Source organism: Iningainema tapete BLCC-T55 (assembly GCF_014698965.1).
GTDB lineage: Bacteria > Cyanobacteriota > Cyanobacteriia > Cyanobacteriales > Nostocaceae > Iningainema > Iningainema tapete.
Map to the genome: position 1 here is coordinate 79,281 of NZ_JACXAE010000110.1, position 25,996 is coordinate 105,276.

A 25,996-nucleotide genomic window follows, 5' to 3' on the forward strand; every position below is an offset into this window, starting at 1 on the left:
CGACTGCGATATCGCTTACCATAGAGCTAGATCGTGACTTCACTGCCAATACTTCATGCAAATCACAATTGAAATACCTGATGAAATTGCTCAACGACTAGATCAAGCATGGGGGAGCCTTTCTCGTAGGCTGCTGGAAATAGTTGTTGCTGATGCTTACCGTTGTGGTGAGATTAGTACTGCTGAGGTGCGACGGATACTTCAGTTGCCAACGCGAATGGAAACCCATGCATTCCTAAAGCGGATGGGAGTTTATCTCAACTACGACGAAGTTGAACTGGAACAAGATCTCCAAACCCTCAAGGAATTCAGAGTAAGCCAGAGTTGAAGCATTATTTCATTTTGGGTTGCGGTGTCATTACTTTATTTAGTTCTACAAATTCCCTAGAGTAAAATTATGAGGATTTTTCAGAACCAAAGTATCATTTTCTTTAATTAAATCACCTGTACAAAGAATTGGTAAACGCTCTTGATAAGCCTTGATAGCAAGAACATAATTATGGTCAGATAGCTCAGTTTTAATTTTACGTAGTTTATCAACTAATACGCCTATCATTGTAACTTTGCCACTTAACTTACCGTTAGTATTGGGCGTTTGAATTTGCATGACTATTCCCTGAATAGTAGTATTGGGAGTATTTGTGATAAGTTCGCTCAAAATATCGAGTTGCGAACGGTTTTCCGCTTTTTCTAAAACTTCCATAATTTCATACATCCGCCGGGGGTAGTCATCGAAATCTACGTCTAGGGGTAACTGAATTTTAACGCTTTGAGCATCACCCCGCGCTTGAGAACCAAATAGTACCATCTTGACAAGGCGATCGCCATAAATTTCCTCAAAGCGCGTGCGCAATTGCCTTAAAATCACCTGCAATTTCTCATTCATGTCTGACAAGCGTGCTATGTTCAAGAGTAAACTAAATCTATGAATAGCATAGTCATCGAAACTGAGCGGATTTTCCTTCGAGAGTGGTTCAAAGAAGATTTTCACTACTTCAAACCAATTGCCACAAACCCAAAAGTGATGAAATACATTGGAACCGGAGAAATTTGGTCTGATGAGAGGATTCAGGGATTCATCGATAAAAACATTACCCTGTACAAGCAGTATGGGTTTTGCATGTGGGCATTAATTTATAAAGAGACACAAAATTTTATTGGCTTTTGTGGTTTATCACCACTTAACCCCCATGAGGTGGAAATTGGTTGGTGGCTATCTCCTGAATATTGGGGAAACGGTTTGGCAACTGAGGCGGCTTTTGCTGTTATGTCGTATGGTTTTGAACACTTAAACTTACCCAGGATTGTCTCAATTGCACAGCCTCCCAATCAGCGCTCAATTCGAGTGATGGAAAAGCTAGGAATGCACTTTGAAAAGATGAGTACAGACTATCACGGCATAGAGGTTGTGTATTATGCTTTGGACATAGAGAAAGCTATGGGCAAAACGCTTGTGTCTGATCCTCATCAATTAGATGACACAGAACTCTAGTTGGAAACCAGATCCCCGACAACTTTTACGAAGTCGGGGATCTTGCACTAAAATAGAGTGAACTATGGATACCTATACTTTCAAATTCAACTCTTCCTCTGCCTTAGAAGCGCTCCGCACTGGTGAGTACGATCCGATCAACTTCTACCAAGCGCGTCTAGACTTATTTAACTTATCAGTAATGGCAGACTACGATCAGCTTGTTTGCCTACCAACCCTCACCGCTATTGACAAATACTGGTATCAAATTGAAACCGCGAGGAAAGTACTCAGACAACTTGGTGGGCGTGCATTGCTAGCAGATGAAGTTGGATTGGGCAAAACCATTGAAGCAGGGCTAATCATAGCAGAGTACCTGGCAAGAGGAATGGTGCGATCGCTCTTAGTACTGACTCCCGCATCCTTAGTTTCCCAGTGGCAACAAGAATTAAGTGATAAATTTAACATCTCTACAATTACCACAGACGAGCGCGATCCGCAACAACCCATAGAAGAATTCTGGACAAACCCCCGCATCATCGCCTCACTCAACACAGCAAAGTCTGCCAAACACTTCCCCCACGTCACCAGCCGTACATGGGATTTAGTCGTCGTGGATGAAGCGCACCACCTGAAAAATCGCACTACCCTTAACTGGAAACTCGTCAACGCCCTCAACAAGCGATTTATCCTCATGCTCACTGCTACCCCAGTGCAGAATTCCCTCGTCGAACTGTTTAATCTCCTCACCCTCCTCAAACCAGGATTGCTACAAACAGAAGCAGCTTTCAAAAAAGAATACGTAGATTCACGCAATGGACGAGTACCCAAAAATCCAGAAAAACTGCGCTCCCTAATGCGGGAAGTTATGGTGCGCAATACCCGCGCCTTGGTGGATGTTAAACTACCTAAACGTTTCGCTACAACGATCGCCGTTACCCCTTCTACAGGTGAACAGAAACTTTACCAGGATTTGAGCGAGTACCTGCGTTCCTGTGAGGATCTTGATAAACTCTCCCGCACCAATCTGCTCATGCGGGCGGGTTCTTCTCCTGGTGCTTTGGCTGACTCTCTCAAACAACTAACCAAACGCCTACCCCATGAAGAATTGAAGTCATTGGCAAGAAGGGCGGCTCAAGTTAAGCAGGTGGAGAAAGCCAAAGCATTGGTAGAGATGCTTTCCAAATCGCGCCAGAAAACTCTAGTCTTTACCACTCACAAAGCCACAGGTGCATATTTGGCTGAGACTTTGCAGGCGGCAGATATCCCTTTTGCGGAATTTCAGGGCGGCATGTCTCTGAAAGATAAAGATGCAGCGATCGCCGCATTTCGAGACAATGTTTCTGTACTCCTAGCATCCGAAACAGGGGGAGAAGGGCGTAACATCCAGTTTGCCAACGTCATTATTAACTATGACTTGCCCTGGAACCCGATGAAAATTGAGCAGCGCATTGGGAGAATCCACCGGATCGGACAAACCCAGGATGTATTTATCTTTAATTTTTGTCTCAAAGATAGCATAGAAGAGTACATCTTGCGTATACTTCACGACAAAATAAATATGTTCGAGTTAGTCGTAGGAGAGATAGAAACGATTTTGGGTAATGTGGACGATGAATTTGACTTTAGTGAAATCGTTATGGATATTTGGCTGAAGCATCAAGCAAAACCAGAATTAGATACAGCTTTTGACTCGTTAGCTGATAATTTATTAAAAGCAAAAGACCAGTATAAGCAAACTCAAGAACTGGATGAACAGATTTTTGGCGAGGAATTTGAAGCTTGATGTCCGATCCAATTCTTTCCACCCTGTCAAAATTAGTATCCTTATATGATGGAGTCGCCGAAGCAGAGGGTGACAACCAAATGACAGTGCTGCTGACTGCCAACATTGCCAAACAGTTGCACCTACCCGAAGAAATGACACTAACAACAAAAGCCGATGTACCTAATAGTGTTTTTGTCACATATCACTCGGAATTGTTGAATAGATTTGAAAACTTATTGGGAAATCGGGGTTCAGTATGTGCGATCGCTATCAACTACGACGGCTACCTGAAAACCACCGGATTCGACAAACAACTCCTGCAAACCATTAAACCTCAAAACGGCTTAATTCATTTCATCGAGGCAAAACCAGCGACAACTCGTTATTTGTGGTGTCATGTAGCATATACTGCTGAAGCCGATGAAAAAAGAGTCGGCATGGTTTCCTTCATCATCAACGAACTGACTCAAGTTACTCCCATCGATATTGGGGATGCACTATTTTGGGAAGCTGACCGTATTATGGTAGAGCATCCAGAAGCAATTTCACAAAAATCAGTAGAAGAAATTTCCCGTTTAATAGAGCAAACCTGTGCTCAACTAGTGCAATCCGATTTAGAGAAATGGCAGGCAAAGTTAGCTAGGGCAAAAGCCAGAGACGAAGACCGACTCAAAACATACTACGACACCATCGCTTACGAAATCAACAACCGAATTCAATCGCGCCACTTAGAAGGAGAAGACAAAGAAAGAGAACTAGCTCGGTTAGATGCCACCAACAAAGAACTAGAACGCAAATTGGCAGACTTACAAGAACGGTATGCATTAAAAGTAGAAGCTTCATTATATAGTGTAATGGTAATTCACCTACCCACAGTTCACATACAGTGTGAACTAGTTCGTAAAAAAACCAAACGCACCGTCACCGCTGTTTGGAACCCCTTCACCAAAATCATAGAGCCATTGCGCTGTGAACGAACTGGCGTACCAGTATACGAATTTTACCTAGATGATACCAACGCTCAAATCATCGCTGCAACTGCCTGGAACCACAAATCATAAACTAACAACTCATGCTAACCTACTATCACCAACATCAAAACGTATTTCCGCAAAACTACCTCAACGAGTTGCAAGGACAGATATTAGCATGTCCTTACTTTACGACAAACAATCTCAACCGTGACTTTGTCGGAACCAAAGGATTTTCCGTCGTATTCAGGCGATCGCACATAGAAATAGTAGAACAACGCTTCCCCTACTTCAAACAGTACCTCAAAGTCGCACTACAACCAGAGTGCAACGCCTTCTACCTCAACCCCCTATTACTAAAATCAGGCTCTCGCGTAGATCCCCACATAGATCGTTCCCTAAGATCATACTGCAAAACCATCGAACCCCCCAACATCGTCAGCGTACTTTACATAGCAGTACCCCCAGACATAGAAGGAGGCGAACTTGTATTGCGCGAGCACAAACACTCAATCGCCAAAATCCCTCCCCAACCCAACACCCTACTCCTCTTCCAAGGAAACCTCACCCATTCAGTCAACCCAGTCACCACAAACAGCATACGCCTCTCACTCGTTTGCGAACAATACAACCTCGAAGAAACCCAACTATGGGAAATCCCAGAATTTCAAATCGAATCAAGAGCCACCCAACAACAAGATCGCACAAATAAACAGCAAACACCAAAGCAAAAACACAGCCGACGCTAACCGACTAATTCTGGTACTCTATTTCTTCTCTTGGCGCTCTTGGCGTCTTGGCGGTTCAATAAAATTGTTATCTTCTCTAAATTTATGGGAAACATAAAACTAAGACTAAAAAAAAATAGAGGTGTATTGTGGCGCAAATGTTTCCTGAAAACCTGCGCTCTGACGTAAAGAGCAAAGCAGAAAAGCTTTTATACAAAGCATTTCAGGAGCATCTACCAGATAATTTCACAGTCTTTCATCAAGTTCCCTGGCAACTGAAAGACACACGCAACGGAGCCAAAGATGGAGAAGCTGACTTTGTAATTGCTTGTCCAAAATTAGGCATATTAGTACTAGAAGTTAAAGGAGGCAAAATCAGCTACGATGGCAAAGAAGATCAGTGGTACAGCAACCACCACATTGTAAAAGATCCCTTCAAACAAGCGTGCGAAAGTATGCATAGTTTGATCGATTTGCTGAAAGAGAAACCCTACTGGAGAAAGACTTGGATTCCGATAGGTTACGCAGTTGCCTTTCCTGATGTGGAATTGAAAGGCGAACTTCCTCTTCACGCTCCTGCTGAAATCATCATGGATTGCAGCCATTTAAATAATTTATCAGCTTGGGTAACAGCAGTACTAAATTACTGGCGCGGGAAGAATCATACTAAAAGTGATCTTGATGCCAAAGGAGTTGAACAACTCGTCAAAATTCTCCGCCCATCAACAGTTTCTTCTATTGTACAGCCTTTCATTCAAGACGAGCGGAAGTTTATAAACCTAGTCGATCAACAAATCAATATATTAGATTTTTTAGCAAGACATCGCCGTGTTGCCATCAGTGGTTGTGCAGGTTCAGGTAAAACTTTGTTAGCACTAGAAAAAGCTCGTCGCCTAAACGAGCAGGGATTTAGTGTTTTACTAACTTGTTATAATAAAGCTTTAGCACTAACTTTGCGTCAGCGCCTTGGACAAAAACAAAATCTGCACGTTTACACCTTTCACGGTATCTGTGAAAAACTGTTTCGCCAAGCAGGTTTTGCACCAAATAACGACGAAATTCCTGAAGATAAGCTGTTTAAAGAAGTTTATCCTAATTTGTTAGTAGAAGCATCTGACAAACTCAACTGGCATGTTGATGCAGTAATTGTAGATGAAGGACAAGATTTTTGCGAACACTGGTGGTTAGCACTAAAGTTTTTACTCAACGATCCTGATAATGGGATATTCTACTTCTTCTATGACGACAATCAAAACATTTTTGGCAAGAAAGGATGGCAACCTCCTTTAGAGGAAACTCCCTTTTCCTTAACCACAAACTGTCGCAACACTCAAAAGATACATGCCTATGTTTTGGAGTTTTATGCTGGAACCCATTCTACAACACCAGCAGGACCAGTAGGACGAGATGTTGAAATACACTACTATAGAAATGATAATCAATTAAAAAATACTCTTAGTAGTATTCTCTATCGCCTCGTCGAGGAAGAGAAAATTGCTACCAAAGATATTGTTATTCTCACAACTAGACGTAAACAAGCGTTGCAAAATCAACTGTTAGGTAAATTTCGAGTTAAAGCAGATGCTGACATTAGTAATAATGAAATTAGATGCAATACCATTCATTATTTTAAAGGCTTAGAAAGTCCTGTTGTCATTTTAGTTGAAATTGATTTAAATAATGTCCGCAATCTCAAAAATTTGCTTTATGTAGGTGCTTCTCGCGCCCGTCATCATCTCATCATTCTCCGACCTGATGCTCCATTTTAAGAGTACAGGCTATTCTATAAACAGAGTATTAGGAGAAATATCATGCAAGCTTATAAAATAAATGGTAAAATTGATACATCAGGTAACTTAGTAATTACGGAACCTGTAAAAATGCCCCCTGGAGATGTGGAGGTGATTGTCTTGCAGGTAGTTCCAGCAGAGGAGAGTTCCATAGTACCAGAAACTGAATCACAACCAGAGACACCAAAAAGGAAATCAAAGGTGAAAGCATTTCGGGATTTATTTGAAAATGCTCCTCCTGTTCCACCAGACTTTGACGCCGATCAAGCTAAGTGGGAGTATTTGAAGGAGAAACATAATTTGTGAAAATCCTGTTAGATACAAACATCATTGTGGATGATGCCCTTGAGCGTCATCCATATTTGGAAACAAGCGAACAAGTTTTAGTACTGGTTGAGCAAAAGCAGGTAGAAGGTTATGTTTCAGCCTCAACTTTTAGTGATTTGTATTATATTATCCGTAGGGTGAGAGGTAGAGCGTGGACACTTAATTATTTGAGACAGTTAGTTACTTTCTGTCAAGTAGCCACAGTAGATCAGGTAGCAATAACAATGGCACTAGCTGCCAACTTTAGGGATTTTGAAGATGCCATTCAGTACAGTACTGCGATAGTGAATCAATTAGATGCCATTGTTACCCGCAATCCTCAAGATTTTTCAGTTGTTAATCCTCGAATTATGACTCCTGAACAATTAATTCAGGAATTAACAAATTCCCCTTAGATAATTTTCTAGAAAACACAGATCATGGTAAATCTCAATCGTTCTCATCCTACCACTAGTACTATGGGCGCAGTTCGAGTTAAAGTTAAACTCACAAATGCCATTGACAAAGCACTTGTTAGCAGAGGAATGCTTAATATTTGTTAACCCTATTTTCCGAAGCCGGAGTCATTTCTTTATATCTTTTCTGAAACTTATTATTTTGTCTAGTTAAGTCAATTCGTAAACTTCGATGAAATTGCACATAATTGTAGTCGAATAAATTAATCCAAAGTATGCGATTCAAGTTAGCTTGCTTTTTACAGTACCCAAGGATCTTTCTATGTAAGTACGAAATCCTCTGGCGAAGATTTAGATTTAATCGTTCAATATAAGATGTATTTTGAGTGCATAGCTGGAAAATCTTCGCTCACTCCTTTTACCCAGAACTTTTTTACGGTCTTTAGTTTTCTTGTCACTCTTTGTTTGACAATTTGTAAATAAACGTACAGAATTTCTCCGAACTGCTTATAAGCGAGCATTTTTATAAGCTGCTTTCATACCACCTGCACTCATTTGTAGGCACTACCAAACCCCTGTTGTCATTTTAATTGAAATTGATTTAAATAATGTCCGCAATCTTAAAAATTTGCTTTATGTAGGTGCTTCTCGCGCCCGTCATCATCTCATCATTCTCCGACCTGATGCTCCATTTTAACAACACCTGTATTAAATATTGCGTAAGTGTATAAGCATCCACTCCCAATTCTGTTCGCTCTTGTGCAGCTAAAATTCCTGCTTGTGCGTGCCACCAAGCAGCTGTGGCGACAATTTCTTCTACGGTAATATGCTTAGAGTTAGCTTGTGCTAACAAGCCACCGAGTAAGCCAGTTAACACATCCCCACTTCCACCACGCGCTAGAGCTGGGGTACTTTCAGGATTGATCCAGACTTCTCCTTGGGGATTGGCGATCGCTGTCCTTGCCCCCTTTAATAATACCACTGTGCCACTTTGTACTGCTGCTTCCCGTACTGCCACAACCCGATCTTTCTTGGCGTCGGGAACATCAGGAAACAACCGTTGGAATTCACCTGCATGGGGTGTTAGTACTGTTGCCGCTTGTCTCTTTTGTAACGTGGTTATTGTGGACATTTGCGCCAGAATGTTCAAACCATCAGCATCAAGAACAAGAGGGCTAGTACTATCTAATACTTGTTGTAAAATAGGATGAGCATCTTTTGTTAAACCCGGACCACAAGCGATCGCATTAAATGAACTCAAATCGGTTTTTTCGGGCAATTCTAGTTGAGCAATCGCCCCTGATGGAGTTTCTGGACATCCGATAATTAAAGCCTCTGGCAACTGTGCGCTCATTTGGGGTTTCAGAGATTCTGGTACAGCAATAGAAAGCATTCCCACACCACTGGCACGCGCACCCAATCCGGTTAAAATTGCTCCTCCCGCATAGCGACGCGAACCACAAATTAGCAGTAAATGTCCTTCTTTATACTTGTGAGTTACCGTTGGACGAGGTAAAGGCAAAGTAGACAGAGCCGATTTGGGGGTAATACGCTTAACACTGGGCGATCCCAATACAGCTTGTATATCAGCCAAAGGAATATCAAAATCAATCAACTCAGCCTTGCCTACATATTCTAAAGCTTGGTCTTGCAACAAACCCAGCTTCCACAAACCCAAACAAAAAGTGTACGTAGCGCGAATAGCAGTTCCTAACACTTCTCCTGTATCCGTATGCAAACCCGAAGGCAAATCGATACTGATGATAGGTTTTTTCCACTCATTTATCTGATTGATTGCAGATGCAATTAGATCTGTAAGCGCTCTTTCCAAGCCAAATCCAAATAAACCATCAATCAAAAAATCACAATTAGGCAGTTGCTCAATTTCTTGGTAACAAGGAATTCCTAAACTCTGAGCATACAGAAAGTGTTGCTGTGTTAATTCTTTTAGCTTAGACAAAGGTGAGTAAATCCAAACCTCATACCCACGAAAGTGTAACTCACGAGCAACCACCAAAGCATCACCACCATTATGACCCGGACCAACAAGAATCCCTACACATAGTCTTGGACGGAGGGGTAGTTGTTCTCGGATCATCTCCCCCACTCCCCTACTCCCATGCGAACCTAATTCTTGAACGCGACGAGAGATCGCGATCGCCACTTTTTCCATCAAAGCTGCTACAGGCATTCCGGCGGCAAAAATCCGCCCTTCGATTTCACGCATTTGCGCGGAGGTAACAACTACTTGGGAAATTTGTTCTTGCCTATCATGCATCAACATTGTTATTAACCAAACAAAAGAATCTTGGGTACAAAAACGCTTAATTTCTCTCACAAACTCCCCTACTCCCCCACTCCCTCACTCTCTTCACTTGCCGTAATAAACCCTAGCGCCCCTATAGCCTTGATCTCGTAGATATTTATTCCATTGTTCGGCAAGCGATCGCTGATAAAAAGGTCCAACAGCTACATGAGGTCCTCGCGGTTGTTCTCTAGCAACCACCTCTATATTATTTTGTCCAACATTGCGATTAATTTGGTTTCGCAGGGCAAATAAATCTTCCCCAAGAGCAGGAATCACCACGTAATAATTCCGAGAACGCCTGCTATAATCGCCTTGATCTGGTAAGTTAGGTCTACCTTGACCGTTATTTGTGTAAGTACTGCTGAGATTATATATACCTATACTTCGTAGTTGCTCCAAACGCCTATTAGCACTTGCTCGTGTGCTAAATGCTCCAGCTTGAATTACGGAACGTCCTTGATAACTGGTTCTAAAAGCTCCTCGATCAACTTGATTGCGCACTTGTTGCAGTAATTGATAGCTACTACTATTAATGAAAACTTTGTAACCAGCTCGATTTTGATAATACCTTTGGGGATTTGTGTTTACAGGCGGAACCCTATAACCATCTCGATCTACTGGTAGTGGTGGTAATGGTTCGTTATTTGAGGGAGGAGGTGGTACAAAATCAATGACTTGAGCTTGTAAAACACCGTCACTTTTGATTTGCGCCTGCGTAGTCAAGTGAGGGATAAGCGCCAACCACCCCCCCAGTAACAAAGATGTTATCCAGTATGCTCGGCTCAAATGAGTAAATGCGATTAGTTGATTTGGTATTGCGCTCAACATAGTGACAGTCACAGCAGAACATTGAGATCATTATCTGTGTTAATCTACACTACAGTATTAATCATCTTCAAACAGCAGGCAATAAGACTACAAAATGTTAGCCTAGAGTTAGCTGCCTAGCAATTTTTACAGGTATGAACATCGTAGTTGGTCTTTCCGGTGGCGTTGACAGTTCCACCGCTGCTGCCATCCTCCACAATCAAGGTTATGAGGTAATTGGTTTAACCCTTTGGTTGATGAAAGGGAAGGGACAGTGTTGCTCTGAAGGCATGATTGACGCGGCTTATATCTGTGAACAACTGGGCATCCCCCATCACATCGTTGATATCCGCGAAGTCTTTCAGACTAACATTGTAGATTACCTAGTAGCTGGTTATAGTGCTGGTATCACCCCATTGCCTTGCTCCCAATGCAATAAGACTGTAAAATTTGGTCCCATGCTGCAATATGCAAAGCGTAATTTGGCATCTGACAAAATTGCGACTGGTCACTATGCCCGCATTCACTATGATGATACTACGGGAAGATACCAGTTACTGCGAGCAGTTGACCGCAATAAAGACCAATCTTACTTTCTCTATGACTTGTCGCAAGATTTATTAGCAGGTTCCGTATTTCCTCTAGGAGAATTGGAAAAAAGCGACACGCGGCGTATTGCGGCAGAATACGGGTTAAAAACCGCAGATAAGCCGGAAAGTCAAGACTTGTGCTTAGTAGAAAGTAACGGTTCGATGCGTGCTTTTCTTGACAAGTATCTAGCACCCAAACAAGGGGAAATTGTGGATGCCTCAGGCAAAGTATTGGGGCAACATGATGGTGTCCATCATTACACAATAGGACAACGCAAAGGGATAGGTATCGCTGCCCCTGAACCGTTGTATGTGATTGGCTTGGATGCGGTGAACAACAAAGTAATTGTAGGCGATCGCACCAAAGCAACACAACCAGAATGTACAGTAGGAAGGGTAAACTGGGTATCGATTGCCGAACCCTCAACCCCCATTAAAGCTGAAGCGCAAATTCGTTATCGCTCACCCGCTGTACCAGTTACAATCATTCCCCTAGAAAACTCTCGCGTGCGCCTAGTGTTTGATGAACCCCAGTTCAGTATAACCCCAGGACAAGCCGCAGTCTGGTACGACGGGGAAAAAGTTTTGGGTGGCGGCATAATTGAACCATTAAGCTAAGAAATAAGGAATAGGGAGTAGAAATAAATTATTGATTACCATGCCCCATTCCTATGACTCTTGACGAAATTGACCAATTACTAGCTGAGTGGAACAAAAAAATCGAACATGTAAGTCAAAACCTGATCGACTTACATGGATTGCCGACTTACCAACGGCTGACTGGTGTAGAGACGCGACATGTCGCGTCTCTACAGGGTGTTACCTATGCGCGTGTCTCTCCCGCCCTAAAGGCGATGAACGACTTGTTTGGGTATTTCGACTTACTTGTAAACACAATCAATCAAGCAAATCAACTGCGCTCATCAATACCACGGTTTATAGGTTCACAGCAAAAGCTCCAAGAAATTGAACAAATTCTCACCACACCATCAATTCAGTTAGCAGTTGTACAAACGCCATTGGCACAAAGAAGTCTTTTCAGCGCGGCACAAATAAGTAATGCGATCGCTCCCCAAGACTTGCTACAGTTAATGACAAACGCCTTCGATGTTGCAAAAGTTGTGGTTTTAGCTGTGGACGAAGCTTGGACGCGCTTGCAACCTATGCTGAATATGGCACAAGCCGAAATAAAGCATCTGCAAAACTTGGCTGACTCCCTAAGCGTAGATTCGCTACCAGAACTTTGCGACGCCACTCAAAAGATTAATTTCCTGCGTCACAGAATAGAAACAGACCCACTGGGAGTTAGAGAAGATTTTACCACAGAAATTCAGCCGCAGATAGAGCGAGTAAAAACAACCTTGGAAGAGTTAGCAAAACAGCAAACACAGATAAGAGAGAGTTTTGCTCAAGCTTACCAATTACAATCACAATTGCTCGAACTTCATCGCCAAGCTTCCACAGCTTTTCAAGATAGCACATTAAAAGTAGTTGACCATTCCACGTTACAAACACCCTTGGCAAACGAGCAGATTGACGCACTTTCCGCATGGCTAAAAAGACTCGAAACAAAATTTAACGAAGGTTTGATAAATCCAGTGCGTATCGGTCTGGAAAACTGGACAGCCAAAGTGAAGGAATATATTGTAGTAACCCAAAAAGTATACGCAGCAAACAAAGCACCTTTAGAAACAAGAGCAGAGTTGCGCGGACGACTCGACGCCCTCAAAGCCAAAGCCCTAGCGCGGGGACTAGCAGAAGATAGCACCCTAGCTGAACTAGCAATTCAAGCTCAACAACTTCTTTACACCCAACCAACCCCTTTGTCTAAAGCCGCAGAGTTAGTATCTCAATACGAGAAACGCTGTAGAGACGTTCCGTCGGAACGTCTCTTATCAAAAAACAAAATATGAGTTAAAAAAGATTTAACCCATTAATTAAAAACGCCTAAATAATCAATCTTGAATAAAAGTCAATTGTATGAACATAAAACCACAGATAAACACAAATACACACAGATGTTCTATCTGTGTTCATCTGTGTACATCTGTGGTTCCAATTTAATTCTTCACCTCTGACTCCAAAGGAAACTCTCAATGGAAGGCGCAAGCTGTCAACGTAAAGGGTGTAACGGCATCATCGAAGATAGCTATTGTAACGTATGCGGACATGCTGAAACCAAAAATGTAGAAACGCGCCATGGCACGTCTCTACGTGCCAGCATTCCCACAAAAACAGTGACATCACCAAGCGCAAGTACTACCACAGGTTCCTCGCCACTCACCAACCGCTCCAAAGGTTCCCGGCGCACGAGCCATACCTCCAAAGGAAGCAGCCGCAAGCAACTTGGTGCTGGACTTGTATCTGTGCCAGAACTGCCTTCGACAGAACCAGAAAAAGCAATCATGGCAGAGGCGAAGGTTCCTCAAAACAAACGCTTCTGCTCGAATTGCAACAACTCCCTGAACCGAGAGAAAGGCTTTTGCCCGAAATGCGGACAAAAGTACTCCTTTATACCCTCTCTCCAACGAGGAGATTTGGTAGTAGGACAATATGAAGTCAAAGGAGCGATCGCCTACGGTGGACTAGGCTGGATTTATTTAGGCTTCGACAAAACACTGTCTCGTTACGTAGTACTCAAAGGTTTGCTAAACAGCGAAGATGCTGCGAGTGCCGCAGTAGCGGTAGCAGAACGTCAGTTTTTAGCAGCCGTCAAACACGCTAACATCGTTGGCATTTACAACTTTGTCAATCATGGTAGTGAAGGTTTCATCGTCATGGAGTATGTTGGCGGCAAGACGCTGAAAGAAATTCGTAAAGAGCGAGGACCGTTACCAGTAGGAGAAGCAATAGCGTATATTCACAGAATATTAAGTGCTTTTGCTTACCTACACTCCTTGGGTTTAGTATACTGCGACTTCAAGCCAGATAACGTCATGCTTGAAGACAACGATGTGAAGTTAATCGACTTGGGCGGCGTGCGACGCATTGACGATCCAGATGGAGATATTTACGGCACTGTCGGCTACAGCGCCCCGGAAGCAGGTGAAGGACCTACCGTAGTATCAGATTTATTCACCATTGGTAGAACTCTCGCTGTTTTGCTTACCAACATCAAAGGGTTTAGCAAAGAACATTTACATACTCTGCCCAGTCCCCAAGAAGAACCGCTGTTCGCCCAACAAGAATCACTGTATCGATTTTTACTTAAAGCGACAGCAGCAAATCCCGATGAGCGCTTTCAGTCTGCTGATGAAATGGCAGAACAACTACTTGGTGTACTGCGAGAGATAGTTGCCACAGAAACAAACACACCGCGCCCAGCCTCTAGTAAGCTTTTTGGTGGCGACATGCTGGCACTGACAAACAGTAGCCACCTGGATTTAATCAAAGCCGACTATCACCAGTTGCCCATGCCGATGCTGGATACCACTGAACCTGGTTTCAACGCAGTACTTAACGCCAGTGCAATTGCCGATCCCTATCAAAGAGTTACTAGTTTAAGACATGTTATCCAGCAGTTTCCTGATTCATCAGAAGCACTGCTTCGTTTGGCAAACAGTTTGATTGACACAGGTAGTGATGCCGAAGTAGAAGAAATTTTGCAGCAAGTTGAACAAAAAGATCCTTGGGATTGGCGAGTACTGTGGTACAGGGGACGAAGCTTAATGGCACAGAGCAAAGCCAAGGAAGCTCAAGCCACTTTCGATCAAGTTTACTTTGACTTACCTGGGGAACTGGTTCCTAAATTAGCACTTGGTTTAGCTGCTGAAAGTGCAGGTAATTTTCCACTAGCAATTCACATGTATGACATAGTGTCCAGTACCGATCCCAATTATATTTCGGCAGCGTTTGGTCTAGCTCGTTGCCGATGCGCGACAGGAGATAGAAAGGGTGCAGTAGCTGCATTAGAGCGCGTACCGCCCACTGCTAATTTATATACGCGATCGCGTGTGGAAATTGCCCGTTCACTGATTGATACTTCCCATTCCCCTCCTGGAGCGAAAGAACTTCAAGAAGCTTCAACCGCTATTGAGGCACTTACTATTAAGGGTATGGAACGATACCAGTTAACAAAGCAGGTATTAGAAACTGCCTTATATCTGCTCACTTCCCAAGTACTTTCGCCCACAAACGATGTCTCAATTATGGGTCAGTCACTTCAGGAAGTGTATCTACGCAAAGGGTTAGAAAAAGCCCTGCGCGATATGGCACACCTATCAACTGCAGACGAGAAGATTCGCCTAGTTGATGAAGCTAACCGTGTACGTCCAAAAACTCTGTTTTAAGGATTTTGGATTATTTTTTGTCTCACGCAAAGACGCTAAGGCGCTAAGAAGAACCCAACTCCTGATTCCTATGCAATGTTCAAAATGTGGCACTAAAGTACAAGTTGGCGATCGCTTTTGTGAAGAATGCGGTACACCTTTGAATGTCATCTCATCTACAGGGGGATGTGAAAAATGTGGTGCGCCACTAGAGGAAATTGATGCTGATGGCTTTTGTTTCAGGTGTGGATTTCGACAAGAAAATCTGCAGGATGATAGGTTTGAGGTTGTGCCTTGTGTCAATTTGGCTGGTGTGAGCGATCGAGGGTTAAGACATCAGCGTAACGAAGACTATGTTGCTTGCGCTTGTATTGATCGCAATACTTATGTTCTTGTTGTTTGCGATGGTGTTTCGAGTTCCCAGTCTCCTGAATTGGCTGCTAAGGCTGCAGCGGAAACTGCCTGTAGGGCGCTGACTAATGCTGTTGAACCCCCTAACCCCCCGAATATCGGGGGGCAAGCGTCTCAACAAAATGCGATGAAGGTGGCGATCGCTGAGGCAATGACATCTGTATGTGCTATTGAGTACACTAGTATTACGGGGACTGAGCCGCCGTCAACTACTATTGTTGCGGCGGTAGTTGTTGACAGCACCGCTACTATTGGTTGGCTGGGTGATAGTCGCGCTTATTGGATTTCTCCTCATTGCGTACAGCAATTAACTAAGGACGATTCTTGGCTTAATGATGTGGTGTCGGTGGGTGAAATGAGCGAAGTTGAAGCGAGAAAATCGCCTCATGCTCATGCGATTACCCGTTGGCTAGGGGCAGATGCGGAGAACTCGGAACCTTCAATTGTCAACTTTCAAATTCCCGGTTCTGGGCATCTGCTGCTGTGTACCGATGGACTATGGAATTACACGCCGGAGCTACTACAACTTGAGGCAATTGTCAATGGTGATAAGGATGCGGTTGCTGTGGCGCGACGGTTGGTGCAATTTGCTCTAAGCTCCGGCGGTCATGACAATATCAGCGTTGCTATACTATCTTTAGGAGTATGTTAGTGTCAATATATACTTTAATAATTTCACAAAAATGGTATCGTTATCACTGGCTGGAGGAACAAATTGATTATTCTCTGTACTCATAATAGTGGAGGTGTAGGAAAGACAACGTTGGCTATCCATGCGGCAGGAGTACTTAGCTCTCAGTCAGGTAGAACAACCCTTCTAATAGACTGTGACGATCAGGCAGACTCATGGCAATTTTACGCAAATCGAATGCCCAATCAGTATGAATTATTAAAGGTTGGGGATAGCTTATCAATTCTTGATAATCAGAAGCGGCAAAAAATTACAAATATTGTTAATTTGGAAGAGTATGACCACATTGTAATTGATATTGACAGTGAATTTTTGAATACAATTCACGCAATTATTTACAATCAACCTGATGTTGTTCTCATCCCAGTTAATAAATCTCAGCGACGGAAAGCATTAAATAAATTACCTATAGTTCTCTCAGCGGTTGCTTTACTTGAAAGTAAATACGGTTATTCTTTTGAAGTAATAATTGTTCCTCTTGGAGTGAAGCAAGATGTTGTTTTGGAAGCTCTAAAACAAGTTCAAGACAAACCGCAATCCTGTCGTGTAGCTTTAGCTATTAGAGATTTACAAGATGAAATGTCTCTTGCTGTTTATGAAGATAGAAAATATATCTGGGATTATACAGGTTGTGAAGATTTGTATCAAGATTTTTGTTCAATTTTAGAAATTTAGAGGAGTAATATATATGCATTTAGAAAATCAAGAGCTTCAAAACACTGCTAACTCATTAGCAGATCAATCTCTATCTAATAACTTAAAAGAGAATCAGCTAGACAATCAAAAAATTGAAGCTGAAAAAGCTTATGTTGAACAAGTTGTAGCAGAGGCGACTCAGCCGATTAATGAGGTTGAAAAACCTACACAGTTCACGATCATGATTACCGAAGCTCAAGAAAATATGGCAGGAGCAATCCGCAAAGCTTTAGGATTAGGTTTTGAAGTTACCCTAAATTCGGCAATTAAGTATGCTCTTTTCTATGCTCAAAATAAGCAAGTGTCTGTGAGCAAACTTGAAGAGTATCCTAGTAGTCTTGGTTCACACTCGCTCAAAATAAAAGTTACACCAGACACTTTACATAGACTAAAAGAGTCGGGCGCAACAAATCAACTTTCTCAGTGTGTTGTAATAGGTATTCAACTGTTGCATGAGCGATTGATTAATGCTAAAACAAATAATGAACATCTATGACAAACGACTGGGTAACTAGAAAACTAATTGACGCAATTATTAGCCTTGATCCATCAACAAAGGGAGAACTTGGGAGGCGTGCAGCGGCTCATCTAGGACTAGAACCTGGTAGAGTTGGTAAAGATGGTGGCATTGATGGAGTTGGATTCCTTGAAGGAAGCAAAATATATTTTCAATCCAAATTAGAAAGTCAGCCTTTGGATGCAGATTATGCTGATAACCTGTATGCAAAACTTGTACGTCATAGAGCAGATATAGGTGTTGTACTATCAGCAACTGGTTATACAAGGGGGTTTGAGCCAAGATTGAAAGAGTTTGAAGAAATTCATACGAATGTCTATCACAGAAAGTGGATCAAAATACACTTATTAAACTTATATGATTACTTCAATGAAACTTCAGTATTTGAGCAAGCAATAAAAGATTTGCCACCACTACGTAACTTGGGGATTGAAAAATGGCTTCAGTAAATGCACGATTATTTCCCTTAACCTAAAATTTTTAATTAAAAAAACAGTAACAGGTTTTAAAGTACATACATTATCTTATTTATTGAATAAAATTCTATGACTACTCAATTTAAAGCTGAAGTATTTCAAAACCAATTTTTAACGCAGGGAGCGAAGGAAGTCCATGCGATTATGACAGTTACGAATGTAGGTGGCGAAGGAGTAGCGGCGGCTCCTATGGTGGGCAGACTGTTTGGAATTATCTGCGATATCTCTGGCTCAATGGGGGGTGAGAAGATTCAGGCTGCTAAGGGGGCGATGGTGAAAATCGTGGATTTATTGCCTGATGATGCGTCTTTCTTTATTGTTACCGGAGCAAGTAAAGCTCATCTGATTTTTCCGGTGTCACAAGCTACTCCTGATAATAAAGCGCGAGCGAGCGCTGCGATCAAAAAAATCTCAGCAAATGGTGGCACGGTAATTTCTAAATGGTTGTTTGAAGCCTTAAAACAATTTGAAACAATGCCTAATGCCTTGCGTCAAGCGCTGCTTCTTACCGATGGGCAAAACGACGAGTCAGACGAAACACAACTGCTGAAAGTTCTACAAACATGTGAAGGAGTTTTCCAGTGTGACTGTCGCGGTGTGGGAACAGATTGGCGGGTAAAACAGCTACAACACATTTCCGCAAAACTACTGGGAACAACAGACATTATCCCCAACGCGGCAATGATTGAAGCTGACTTCCAAACAATTTTAGCAAAAGCCATGAGCAAAAACGTCAGCGATGTGGCGCTACGCCTGTGGACTCCCCAAAGCGCTAAAGTGCTATTTTGCAAACAGGTTAGCCCCGATATTGTCGATCTGAGCAACCGTGCCAAAGTAGTTAAACCCCAAGTTTGTGATTACCCAACTGGTGCTTGGGGTAACAACGAATCCCGCGACTACCACTTCTGTATTCAAATACAGCCAGGTAATGTAGGCGACGAAATGTTAGCAGGTAGAGCCAGTTTAATTTACACCGCCAACGACGTAGAAACAAAAGTTGCCGAAGCACGTATTCTGGCAATTTGGACAGACGACGATGCCAAATCTACCAAAATCGATAGAAGAGTCGCACATTATACTGGACAAGCAGAACTAGCGCAATCAATCCAAGAAGGATTAGAAGCACGCGATCGCGGCAGTATAGAACTTGCCACAGCCAAACTAGGAAGAGCAGTACAACTTGCGCATGAATCTGGCAACGAGTCAACCGCAAAATTACTGAAAAAAGTAGTCGAGATCGAAGATCCAGCAACTGGCACAGTGCGACTGAAACGAGATGTAGCACTAGAAGACGCAATGGCACTAGAAACCCGCTCTACCAAAACCACCCGCATTCCCAAATCCTAGCTATGTCTATCTATCAATGTCCAAAAGGACACTCCTCAACCGAACCAGATTATTGTTCAGAATGCGGCACAAAAATCCAAGGTACTCCCGTTCCAACAATAACTGTAGAGACGCGAAATACGAAGTCTCTACAAATTACCTGCCCTGCCTGTACAGCACCACACAACCCCAGTAGCGGCGACTTCTGCGAAATTTGCGGATACAATTTTGTCACCAAGACACATGGAGAAGTACCGCCTCTTGAGGAGGGGAGTAGGGGAGTGGGGGAGCAGGGAAACACCCAATCTCTAGAAATTATCGCCATTGTCGATCCCTCACTGCGCAGCCCAGAAAGCCCAGAAGCACCTGTGCAACAACCTATTACCTTCAAGCTCGACAAGGAAAGCAACCTAATTGGGCGCAACAGTACATTACGAGGTGTATACCCAGAAGTTGCTCTTGATTTCGACAGCGCTGTTTCCCAACGTCATGCATTGCTAAATCGTCAGCCAGACGGGACTTTTATTTTGCGTGATATCGGCTCTACTAACGGCACTAAATTAAACGGCGTCGAACTAACTCCAATGGTTGATGTACCAATTAAAGACGGTGACGAGTTTACTCTTGGACATTGGACTCGACTTAAGTTAAGAAGCACTTTTAAATCTTATTAATTATGATTAACATAAAAACTCTTTCCACACAACGCTTTTTAATCCCGACAAAAAGGCAAATTACCACCCCTCAACTACTCAAAGCAGGTTTATACGTTACTTGGGGTGCTAGTTTGCTGCTTGCCCTTGCCACTTTAACTGGTGTGCAAAAGCAGCGTCACGCCATCCAGACAGTTGGCAAAGACTCAGCACCAAGTATTCTTCTTGCCCAGCGACTTAAGGATAGCTTGTTGGGTATGGATGCTAACGCTGTGAACGAACTACTTGTGAAGCCAGGGCAAAATCCTCGTGCTATTGAAGATTATGAAGAAAGACGTAGAGCTTTTAGCGATCGCATTATTGCTGCTGCCCAAAATATTACCTACGGTGATGCAGAGCGCAAACCCATTGAGACTATGCAACTGGGATTAGGCGAATACATAGCTAAGATTCAGCGGGCGCGGGATTTTAACGAACGTGGTGATACTCAAGGGGTGGTGAGTGCTTACCGAGAAGCAGCCGAAATTATGGATAAGAAGCTTTTACCAGCAGCAGATGCCCTTGAGCTAGTCAACTGGAAACAATTGGAAATTATTTATAACGAGCAGCGGTTTGCTACGGCACAAGCTTTATTTTTCGTCATTACATCTAGTTTACTCTTGCTTAGCATACTGTTCGTCATTCAACTGTTCCTCAACTATCGGATGCGTCGTATTCTTAATCCCATGCTGTTGGCGGGAACAGTAATTTTGCTCGTTTTTCTTGGATACACAACTAAAGCATTGCTCTCTAGCTCCCACAATTTGAAGGTAGCAAAAGAGGATGCTTTTGCATCGCTGTATATGCTGCGAGAAGCTCGCGCTTTGGCTTACGGTATCAATGCTGATGAAAGTCGCTATTTAATCGATAAAGAATTTGCCGCCAAACACGAGCAAGCTTTTTTTGACAAAGCTGCTAAAATAGCTAAATTAAGTAACGGTCAAACATTTGAGACAGTTGTAGCTACATTTAAGCAAACCAACCAGGTGAATGGGTTCTCAGGCTTGATGGCTAATGTTCTCAACAATATCAGCTTCCCTGGTGAAAAAGAAGTAGCTTTGGCAACTTTGTCTAATTTCGGCACATACTTAACTATTAACCAACAAATCCGCCAGTTGGAACAAAGTGGTAAGCATACAGAAGCGATCGCTCTATCTACAGGTTACAACAAAGGCGAGTCAAATTGGGCGTTCGACCAATTCAAGAAGGAACACACTAAAGCTCAAGATATCAACAAGGAAGCTTTTGAAAAGGCAGTTGCACAGGGGTTTAAGGATGTGGAAGGTTTTGAGATTGTTGCCCCAGTTGTAGCCGTCGCGATTTCCTTGCTCACGCTATTCGGACTGCTGCCCCGGATCAAGGAGTACGATGTTTAATCTATAATCTTTGCTCTATGTGTTGCTACATTTTGGTAATTTAAATACATACCTTAAAAAAAAATTAGCAAACACAAAGAAGGGGCTACCTTGAGTAACCATTTAGAAAGCATTGCACCGCATGGTGGGCAGTTGGTGAATCGTATCGCTACACAGGAGCAAAGACAAGTATTTCTCTCCAAAGCCGATTTTCTGCCCAGAGTGCAACTTGACGAGCGGGCTGTTTCTGATTTAGAAATGATCGCGATCGGTGGTTTTAGTCCTCTGACTGGTTTTATGAACCAAGAAGACTACGAACGCACTGTGACAGAAATGCGTTTGGCTAGTGGAATTGTTTGGTCAATTCCCATTACACTTTCGGTAACAGAGGAAGTAGCCGCGAGCCTTGAAGAAGGCGGTTTGATTCGGTTGGATAACTCGGAGGGTAGATTTATCGGGGTTTTGCAACTAACTCAAAAGTATCGCTATGACAAAATCCGCGAAGCTATTAATGTCTACCGCACTAACGATGAGCATCATCCCGGCGTACAAGTACTATACAACCAAGGTGCAGTAAATCTGGCGGGTGATGTGTGGTTGTTGGAACGCGATCCCCACCCTCTGTTTCCCAAATACCAGATCGATCCTAGTTGTTCTCGCGAATTATTTCAAGCCAAAGGTTGGAAAACCATTGTTGGCTTCCAAACTCGTAACCCCATCCACCGCGCGCATGAGTATATCCAAAAGTGTGCGCTGGAAATAGTAGATGGTTTATTTTTGCATCCTTTAGTCGGGGCGACGAAAGAAGACGACATTCCCGCTGATGTGCGGATGCGCTGCTATGAAATTTTGCTGGAAAGATACTACCCCCACGAGCGCGTGATTTTAGCAATTAATCCATCAGCAATGCGTTATGCTGGTCCACGAGAAGCAATTTTCCATGCTCTAATTCGGAAAAACTACGGCTGTACTCACTTTATTATTGGGCGGGATCATGCTGGAGTGGGCGACTACTATGGTACTTACGATGCTCAATTCATTTTTGATGAGTTTGCCCCTGAAGAATTGGGCATTGTGCCAATGAAGTTTGAACATGCTTTCTACTGCACCCGCACTCTACAAATGGCAACCAGTAAAACTAGTCCCAGTACATCAGAGGAACGTATTCATTTGTCAGGAACAAAAGTGCGAGAAATGCTGCGACGGGGTGAATTGCCGCCTCCAGAATTTTCTCGTCCAGAAGTAGCGGCAGAGTTAGCACGGGCAATGCAACTGCCTGTATAATGTTGAAGAAACAACTGAAAACATTAGGTATAAAATAATACTTGTTATTCAGTCCTTAGTCTTTTAAACCAAAATTTGAGGGATTGAGGGCTGATAGCTAATTATGAAGCGGCGAAACTTTTTGCAACGATTTGGCTCCATACTCACAGTATTGGGTGCTGCCTCCTCTGAGTGGTTGTCCTTGGGAAATCTCTATTACCAAGCTTTGGCACAACCTAGTGCGCGTAAATTTGCTTTGTTGATTGGTATAAACAAATATCAGCATAAAGACGTTTCCTGGAACGTCTCTACACTGGGTGGTTGTATTACTGATGTGGAATTGCAGCGGGAACTTTTGATTCACAAATGTGGTTTTCAATCATCAGACATCCTCTGTTTAACCGATGAACAAGCAACTTCGGACAAGATTGAAACTGCTTTTGTCGAGCATTTGAGTAATGTTAAATCTGGTGATGTAGTCGTTTTTCACTTTAGCGGCTATGGTAGTCGTGTTAAATTAGAAACACAGCAGTCGGAGCAAAATGCTCTAATTCTAGTTAATGCGGCAGTAAATACACAAGAGAACAAATTAGTCAACTACTTGTTGGAAGAAAAACTGCTGTTAATGTTGCGATCGCTTGCTACAGATAACGTCATAGCAGTATTGGATACCAGCTACTACTATTCCCAGAATCCCCAACCCATCGGATTGCGAAGTCGTGTTTGCCAGATTTCACCATCTATTGTTGCACCAGATATAGAGACGTTTCATGAAACGTCTCTACACAACGCCTGTGTTCTCACAGCTACTTCCGAACCCACTCAATTGGCAATGGAAGTGCAAATGTCGGGTTTTAGTGCAGGATTATTTACTTACGCCTTAACACAACATATATGGGAAGCTACCCCAGCAACGACTATTAAATTCAGCATCTCTCGTGCAGCAAGTACAATACAGCAGTTAGGGAGTAGTAAACAACAACCAGCATTTTTAAACGATAAAAATCTCCAATCAAGTACGCTGAGTGAAATTTTAGGCGCAAATGCCAAGAGCGCACAGGGAGTGGTGACAGCAATTGAAGAGGATGGCAAAACAGTTCAACTTTGGTTGGGCGGATTACCTCCACAAGTGCTGGAATACTACGGAGTAAATTCTCTATTTACAATCATTAATGATGTAGAGACGAGAGGTGGCACGTCTGTACAATTACGATCGCGTAACGGGTTGACAGCAAAAGCTCTTGTTTATAATACTGACAGCACAACCCTAAAAGTTGGACAACTCATCACTGAAGCAGTAAGAGTATTACCTCGCAATATTAACTTAACAGTTGCTCTAGATCCTAAATTAGAAAGAATCGAACGGGTAGATGCTACAGGAGGCTTTGCTACAGTTGCGCGTGTGTCATTGGCAACATCTGGGGAACAACCTGCAGATTATGTATTTGGCAAGCTAGCACAAGTAAGTACTAAAGATTCGCCCTCGACAACATCAACGATGGTGTCTCTAAATCGCTATGGTTTATTTTCTCTGGGCTGCGAGTTGATTCCCAATACCTCAGGAGAAGCAGGGGAAGTTGTCAAACCAGCAGTACAGAGGTTAGCACCAAAACTGCATGCACTACTAGCGGCAAAGCTATGGCGACTCACAGAAAATGAAGGTTCTTCGGGCTTAAGCATCAGGGGTTCTTTAGAGAACATTGATATACTGCCTCGGATGCTGATGCAAAGACAAACATCCCAACTCAGTACTGAATCAACTAAAAAGCCCTATAGCCCCGAAACAGAAAAGATCCCCACAGTATCTATTGGTAGTAAGATACAATACCGTGTGCAAAATATGAGCGCTCGCCCAGTATACTTAATGTTGTTGGGATTGAATAGCAGTAGAACGGCGATCGCACTGTATCCTTGGCTCAAGAATACTGAAGTTGATAACTCCGATGCTCAACGAATGCTTAAAGATTTAGTCATAGCCCCAGGGCAGACTCTTACTATACCACAAACCACTTCTGGGTTTGAATGGGTAGTGCAAGGTCCTGCTTCTATCAGTGAAAACCAACTAATATTTAGTACTGCTCCTTTTACCCAAACTCTTTTAGCGATGATTGCTGGTAAGCATCCCAGAGTAGATGGGCAGCGCATTCTACCACTACTAAATCCAATAGATGTAGCACAAGCTCTTCTACAAGACTTACATAACGCTAGTGCAGTTACCGACATCACTGCTACTGATTCCTATATTTTAAATGTCAATAATTGGGCAAGTCTTAGCTTTGTTTATCAGGTGGTTTAAAAGAACCCCCAACCCCCCTTAATAAGGGGGGGCACTAAACCCCGCTTTTCAAGGGGGGCTGGGGCGTTCAAAGTCAAGCAAACGCAGAAAAATCAATATTAGGTGGAATATCTTGAATACGTCCTGGACCTACTGCACGTAACGCTTCTTTAAGAGATATATCACCAGTATACAACGCACGACCAACAATTACACTAGTCACGCCTTGTGGTTCCAATGCTAGCAAACTTAACAAATCTGTGATCGAACTAACACCCCCAGAGGCAACAATGGGAATGGAAACTGTAGCAGCCAGTGTTCGCAAAGCATCTAAATTTGGTCCCGATAGAGTACCATCACGGTGGATATCGGTGTAAATAATGGCGGCAGCACCCAATTCTTGCATTTGTACAGCTAATTGGGTTGCCAAAACTGCAGAAGTTTCTTGCCAACCACGAGTTGCTACCAATCCGTTGCGGGCATCAATACCGACAATAATCTGTTCGGGAAATTCTTGGCAAAGTTGTTGTACTAATTGGGGTTGCTCTACAGCAATGGTTCCTAAAATTACCTGCTGTACACCTAAATTAAGTAACTGTTGCACAGTAGCTTGTGTACGTAAACCACCACCCACTTGAATTGGTACTGAAACTGTAGTGGCGATCGCTTCAATTACCTTAATGTTAACTATTTTACCTGCTTTTGCTCCATCCAAATCAACTAAGTGTAGTCTTGTTGCCCCTTGCTCAACCCACTGTTGAGCAACTGCCACTGGGTTTTCATTAAAAACTTGCTCTTGCGAGTAGTCTCCTTGATAAAGTCGCACACAGCGGCCTTCTAGTATATCAATTGCTGGGATCACTTCCATTTT

25 protein-coding genes and 1 pseudogene are annotated in these 25,996 nt (G+C 42.9%); 22 read left to right on the forward strand and 4 right to left on the reverse strand.

Going from position 1 to position 25,996, the window contains the following annotated elements; translation table 11 throughout:
* Positions 1-55: 55 nt before the first annotated feature.
* A complete protein-coding gene (locus ICL16_RS36435; protein WP_190836464.1) occupies positions 56-328 on the forward strand; it encodes a UPF0175 family protein in 273 nt (90 codons plus the stop codon).
* Between the two features lie 45 nt (positions 329-373).
* Here ICL16_RS36435 and ICL16_RS36440 read toward each other — a convergent pair whose 3' ends face one another.
* Positions 374-910 carry a nucleotidyltransferase domain-containing protein gene (locus ICL16_RS36440; RefSeq protein ID WP_202895902.1) on the reverse strand — a complete coding sequence of 179 codons (537 nt, stop codon included), beginning with the start codon at positions 908-910 and terminating at the stop codon, positions 374-376.
* 15 nt (positions 911-925) lie between these two features.
* On the opposite strand from ICL16_RS36440, the gene ICL16_RS36445 reads away from it, so the two are divergent.
* From ICL16_RS36445 to ICL16_RS47900, 9 genes and pseudogenes are all read left to right on the forward strand, one after another.
* Entirely contained in the window at positions 926-1,492 is a 567-nt protein-coding gene (locus tag ICL16_RS36445; RefSeq protein ID WP_190836465.1) for a GNAT family N-acetyltransferase, read from the forward strand.
* A gap of 64 nt (positions 1,493-1,556) precedes the next feature.
* Positions 1,557-3,257, forward strand: a complete 1,701-nt coding sequence (locus ICL16_RS36450; protein WP_190836466.1) for a DEAD/DEAH box helicase — start codon at positions 1,557-1,559, stop codon at positions 3,255-3,257.
* Positions 3,257-4,300, forward strand: coding sequence for a keratin (locus ICL16_RS36455; protein WP_238361113.1), 1,044 nt, complete (start codon positions 3,257-3,259; stop codon positions 4,298-4,300). Before ICL16_RS36450 ends, ICL16_RS36455 begins: the two co-directional genes overlap by 1 nt.
* Before the next feature lie 11 nt (positions 4,301-4,311).
* Positions 4,312-4,959: a 2OG-Fe(II) oxygenase gene (locus ICL16_RS36460; protein ID WP_190836468.1), complete on the forward strand. Its 648-nt coding sequence runs from the start codon at positions 4,312-4,314 to the stop codon at positions 4,957-4,959.
* A 137-nt stretch (positions 4,960-5,096) separates the two neighbouring features.
* Positions 5,097-6,707, forward strand: a complete 1,611-nt coding sequence (locus ICL16_RS36465) for a nuclease-related domain-containing DEAD/DEAH box helicase (protein ID WP_190836662.1) — start codon at positions 5,097-5,099, stop codon at positions 6,705-6,707.
* 42 nt (positions 6,708-6,749) lie between these two features.
* Positions 6,750-7,034, forward strand: coding sequence for a hypothetical protein (locus tag ICL16_RS36470; RefSeq protein WP_190836469.1), 285 nt, complete (start codon positions 6,750-6,752; stop codon positions 7,032-7,034).
* Positions 7,031-7,450: a PIN domain-containing protein gene (locus tag ICL16_RS36475; protein WP_190836470.1), complete on the forward strand. Its 420-nt coding sequence runs from the start codon at positions 7,031-7,033 to the stop codon at positions 7,448-7,450. Before ICL16_RS36470 ends, ICL16_RS36475 begins: the two co-directional genes overlap by 4 nt.
* Before the next feature lie 24 nt (positions 7,451-7,474).
* A complete protein-coding gene (locus tag ICL16_RS47040; protein ID WP_273039903.1) occupies positions 7,475-7,597 on the forward strand; it encodes a hypothetical protein in 123 nt (40 codons plus the stop codon).
* Positions 7,598-8,003: 406 nt separating this feature from the next.
* Positions 8,004-8,075, forward strand: a pseudogene (locus ICL16_RS47900) (hypothetical protein); the annotation flags it as partial.
* Here the strand turns inward: ICL16_RS47900 and ICL16_RS36485 are convergent.
* Both ICL16_RS36485 and ICL16_RS36490 read right to left on the reverse strand, forming a co-directional pair.
* The gene (locus ICL16_RS36485; RefSeq protein ID WP_190836663.1) at positions 8,052-9,728 is read right to left on the reverse strand and encodes an NAD(P)H-hydrate dehydratase; all 1,677 of its coding nucleotides are present in this window, start codon (positions 9,726-9,728) and stop codon (positions 8,052-8,054) included. The pseudogene ICL16_RS47900 and the gene ICL16_RS36485 sit on opposite strands and share 24 nt — an antisense overlap.
* 93 nt (positions 9,729-9,821) lie before the next feature.
* Positions 9,822-10,598, reverse strand: a complete 777-nt coding sequence (locus ICL16_RS36490) for an SPOR domain-containing protein (RefSeq protein ID WP_190836471.1) — start codon at positions 10,596-10,598, stop codon at positions 9,822-9,824.
* A 122-nt stretch (positions 10,599-10,720) separates the two neighbouring features.
* On the opposite strand from ICL16_RS36490, the gene mnmA reads away from it, so the two are divergent.
* The 12 genes from mnmA to ICL16_RS36550 all read left to right on the forward strand — a co-directional run bounded on the left by mnmA (position 10,721) and on the right by ICL16_RS36550 (position 25,146).
* Positions 10,721-11,773: a tRNA 2-thiouridine(34) synthase MnmA gene (gene mnmA, locus ICL16_RS36495; RefSeq protein ID WP_190836472.1), complete on the forward strand. Its 1,053-nt coding sequence runs from the start codon at positions 10,721-10,723 to the stop codon at positions 11,771-11,773.
* A 53-nt stretch (positions 11,774-11,826) separates the two neighbouring features.
* The gene (locus ICL16_RS36500; RefSeq protein WP_190836473.1) at positions 11,827-13,068 is read left to right on the forward strand and encodes a hypothetical protein; all 1,242 of its coding nucleotides are present in this window, start codon (positions 11,827-11,829) and stop codon (positions 13,066-13,068) included.
* 183 nt (positions 13,069-13,251) lie between these two features.
* Positions 13,252-15,444 (forward strand): serine/threonine-protein kinase, encoded by a 2,193-nt coding sequence (locus tag ICL16_RS36505; RefSeq protein ID WP_190836474.1) that lies wholly within the window; start codon positions 13,252-13,254, stop codon positions 15,442-15,444.
* Positions 15,407-16,486 carry a PP2C family protein-serine/threonine phosphatase gene (locus ICL16_RS36510; RefSeq protein WP_337907194.1) on the forward strand — a complete coding sequence of 360 codons (1,080 nt, stop codon included), beginning with the start codon at positions 15,407-15,409 and terminating at the stop codon, positions 16,484-16,486. The genes ICL16_RS36505 and ICL16_RS36510 overlap by 38 nt, the downstream gene beginning before the upstream one ends.
* Positions 16,487-16,549: 63 nt before the next feature.
* Positions 16,550-17,200 carry a ParA family protein gene (locus tag ICL16_RS36515; protein ID WP_190836476.1) on the forward strand — a complete coding sequence of 217 codons (651 nt, stop codon included), beginning with the start codon at positions 16,550-16,552 and terminating at the stop codon, positions 17,198-17,200.
* Positions 17,201-17,213: 13 nt separating this feature from the next.
* A complete protein-coding gene (locus tag ICL16_RS36520) occupies positions 17,214-17,717 on the forward strand; it encodes a hypothetical protein (RefSeq protein WP_190836477.1) in 504 nt (167 codons plus the stop codon).
* Positions 17,714-18,187: a PDDEXK family nuclease gene (locus ICL16_RS36525; protein ID WP_190836478.1), complete on the forward strand. Its 474-nt coding sequence runs from the start codon at positions 17,714-17,716 to the stop codon at positions 18,185-18,187. Before ICL16_RS36520 ends, ICL16_RS36525 begins: the two co-directional genes overlap by 4 nt.
* A gap of 96 nt (positions 18,188-18,283) precedes the next feature.
* Positions 18,284-19,561 (forward strand): vWA domain-containing protein, encoded by a 1,278-nt coding sequence (locus tag ICL16_RS36530; RefSeq protein WP_190836479.1) that lies wholly within the window; start codon positions 18,284-18,286, stop codon positions 19,559-19,561.
* Positions 19,562-19,563: 2 nt separating this feature from the next.
* Entirely contained in the window at positions 19,564-20,214 is a 651-nt protein-coding gene (locus ICL16_RS36535; protein WP_190836480.1) for an FHA domain-containing protein, read from the forward strand.
* A 2-nt stretch (positions 20,215-20,216) separates the two neighbouring features.
* Positions 20,217-21,608 carry a hypothetical protein gene (locus ICL16_RS36540; RefSeq protein ID WP_190836481.1) on the forward strand — a complete coding sequence of 464 codons (1,392 nt, stop codon included), beginning with the start codon at positions 20,217-20,219 and terminating at the stop codon, positions 21,606-21,608.
* A gap of 90 nt (positions 21,609-21,698) precedes the next feature.
* On the forward strand, positions 21,699-22,871 hold the full coding sequence (gene sat, locus ICL16_RS36545) for a sulfate adenylyltransferase (RefSeq protein WP_190836482.1): 1,173 nt from the start codon (positions 21,699-21,701) through the stop codon (positions 22,869-22,871).
* 103 nt (positions 22,872-22,974) lie between these two features.
* Positions 22,975-25,146 carry a caspase family protein gene (locus tag ICL16_RS36550; RefSeq protein ID WP_190836483.1) on the forward strand — a complete coding sequence of 724 codons (2,172 nt, stop codon included), beginning with the start codon at positions 22,975-22,977 and terminating at the stop codon, positions 25,144-25,146.
* Between the two features lie 73 nt (positions 25,147-25,219).
* Here the strand turns inward: ICL16_RS36550 and hisA are convergent, their stop codons facing one another.
* Entirely contained in the window at positions 25,220-25,993 is a 774-nt protein-coding gene (gene hisA, locus ICL16_RS36555; RefSeq protein ID WP_190836484.1) for a 1-(5-phosphoribosyl)-5-[(5-phosphoribosylamino)methylideneamino]imidazole-4-carboxamide isomerase, read from the reverse strand.
* Positions 25,994-25,996: the final 3 nt, after the last annotated feature.

What these genes read in the sequence shown, in the direction of transcription:
- ICL16_RS36435 (WP_190836464.1), top strand. Translation starts at nt 56, where the DNA reads ATGCAAATCACAATTGAAATACCTGATGAAATTGCTCAACGACTAGAT.
- ICL16_RS36445 (WP_190836465.1), top strand. Translation starts at nt 926, where the DNA reads ATGAATAGCATAGTCATCGAAACTGAGCGGATTTTCCTTCGAGAGTGG.
- ICL16_RS36450 (WP_190836466.1), top strand. Translation starts at nt 1,557, where the DNA reads ATGGATACCTATACTTTCAAATTCAACTCTTCCTCTGCCTTAGAAGCG.
- ICL16_RS36455 (WP_238361113.1), top strand. Translation starts at nt 3,257, where the DNA reads ATGTCCGATCCAATTCTTTCCACCCTGTCAAAATTAGTATCCTTATAT.
- ICL16_RS36460 (WP_190836468.1), top strand. Translation starts at nt 4,312, where the DNA reads ATGCTAACCTACTATCACCAACATCAAAACGTATTTCCGCAAAACTAC.
- ICL16_RS36465 (WP_190836662.1), top strand. Translation starts at nt 5,097, where the DNA reads ATGTTTCCTGAAAACCTGCGCTCTGACGTAAAGAGCAAAGCAGAAAAG.
- ICL16_RS36470 (WP_190836469.1), top strand. Translation starts at nt 6,750, where the DNA reads ATGCAAGCTTATAAAATAAATGGTAAAATTGATACATCAGGTAACTTA.
- ICL16_RS47040 (WP_273039903.1), top strand. Translation starts at nt 7,475, where the DNA reads ATGGTAAATCTCAATCGTTCTCATCCTACCACTAGTACTATGGGCGCA.
- ICL16_RS36485 (WP_190836663.1), bottom strand. Translation starts at nt 9,728, where the DNA reads ATGCATGATAGGCAAGAACAAATTTCCCAAGTAGTTGTTACCTCCGCG.
- mnmA (WP_190836472.1), top strand. Translation starts at nt 10,721, where the DNA reads ATGAACATCGTAGTTGGTCTTTCCGGTGGCGTTGACAGTTCCACCGCT.
- ICL16_RS36500 (WP_190836473.1), top strand. Translation starts at nt 11,827, where the DNA reads ATGACTCTTGACGAAATTGACCAATTACTAGCTGAGTGGAACAAAAAA.
- ICL16_RS36505 (WP_190836474.1), top strand. Translation starts at nt 13,252, where the DNA reads ATGGAAGGCGCAAGCTGTCAACGTAAAGGGTGTAACGGCATCATCGAA.
- ICL16_RS36510 (WP_337907194.1), top strand. Translation starts at nt 15,407, where the DNA reads ATGAAGCTAACCGTGTACGTCCAAAAACTCTGTTTTAAGGATTTTGGA.
- ICL16_RS36520 (WP_190836477.1), top strand. Translation starts at nt 17,214, where the DNA reads ATGCATTTAGAAAATCAAGAGCTTCAAAACACTGCTAACTCATTAGCA.
- ICL16_RS36525 (WP_190836478.1), top strand. Translation starts at nt 17,714, where the DNA reads ATGACAAACGACTGGGTAACTAGAAAACTAATTGACGCAATTATTAGC.
- ICL16_RS36530 (WP_190836479.1), top strand. Translation starts at nt 18,284, where the DNA reads ATGACTACTCAATTTAAAGCTGAAGTATTTCAAAACCAATTTTTAACG.
- ICL16_RS36535 (WP_190836480.1), top strand. Translation starts at nt 19,564, where the DNA reads ATGTCTATCTATCAATGTCCAAAAGGACACTCCTCAACCGAACCAGAT.
- ICL16_RS36540 (WP_190836481.1), top strand. Translation starts at nt 20,217, where the DNA reads ATGATTAACATAAAAACTCTTTCCACACAACGCTTTTTAATCCCGACA.
- ICL16_RS36550 (WP_190836483.1), top strand. Translation starts at nt 22,975, where the DNA reads ATGAAGCGGCGAAACTTTTTGCAACGATTTGGCTCCATACTCACAGTA.
- hisA (WP_190836484.1), bottom strand. Translation starts at nt 25,993, where the DNA reads ATGGAAGTGATCCCAGCAATTGATATACTAGAAGGCCGCTGTGTGCGA.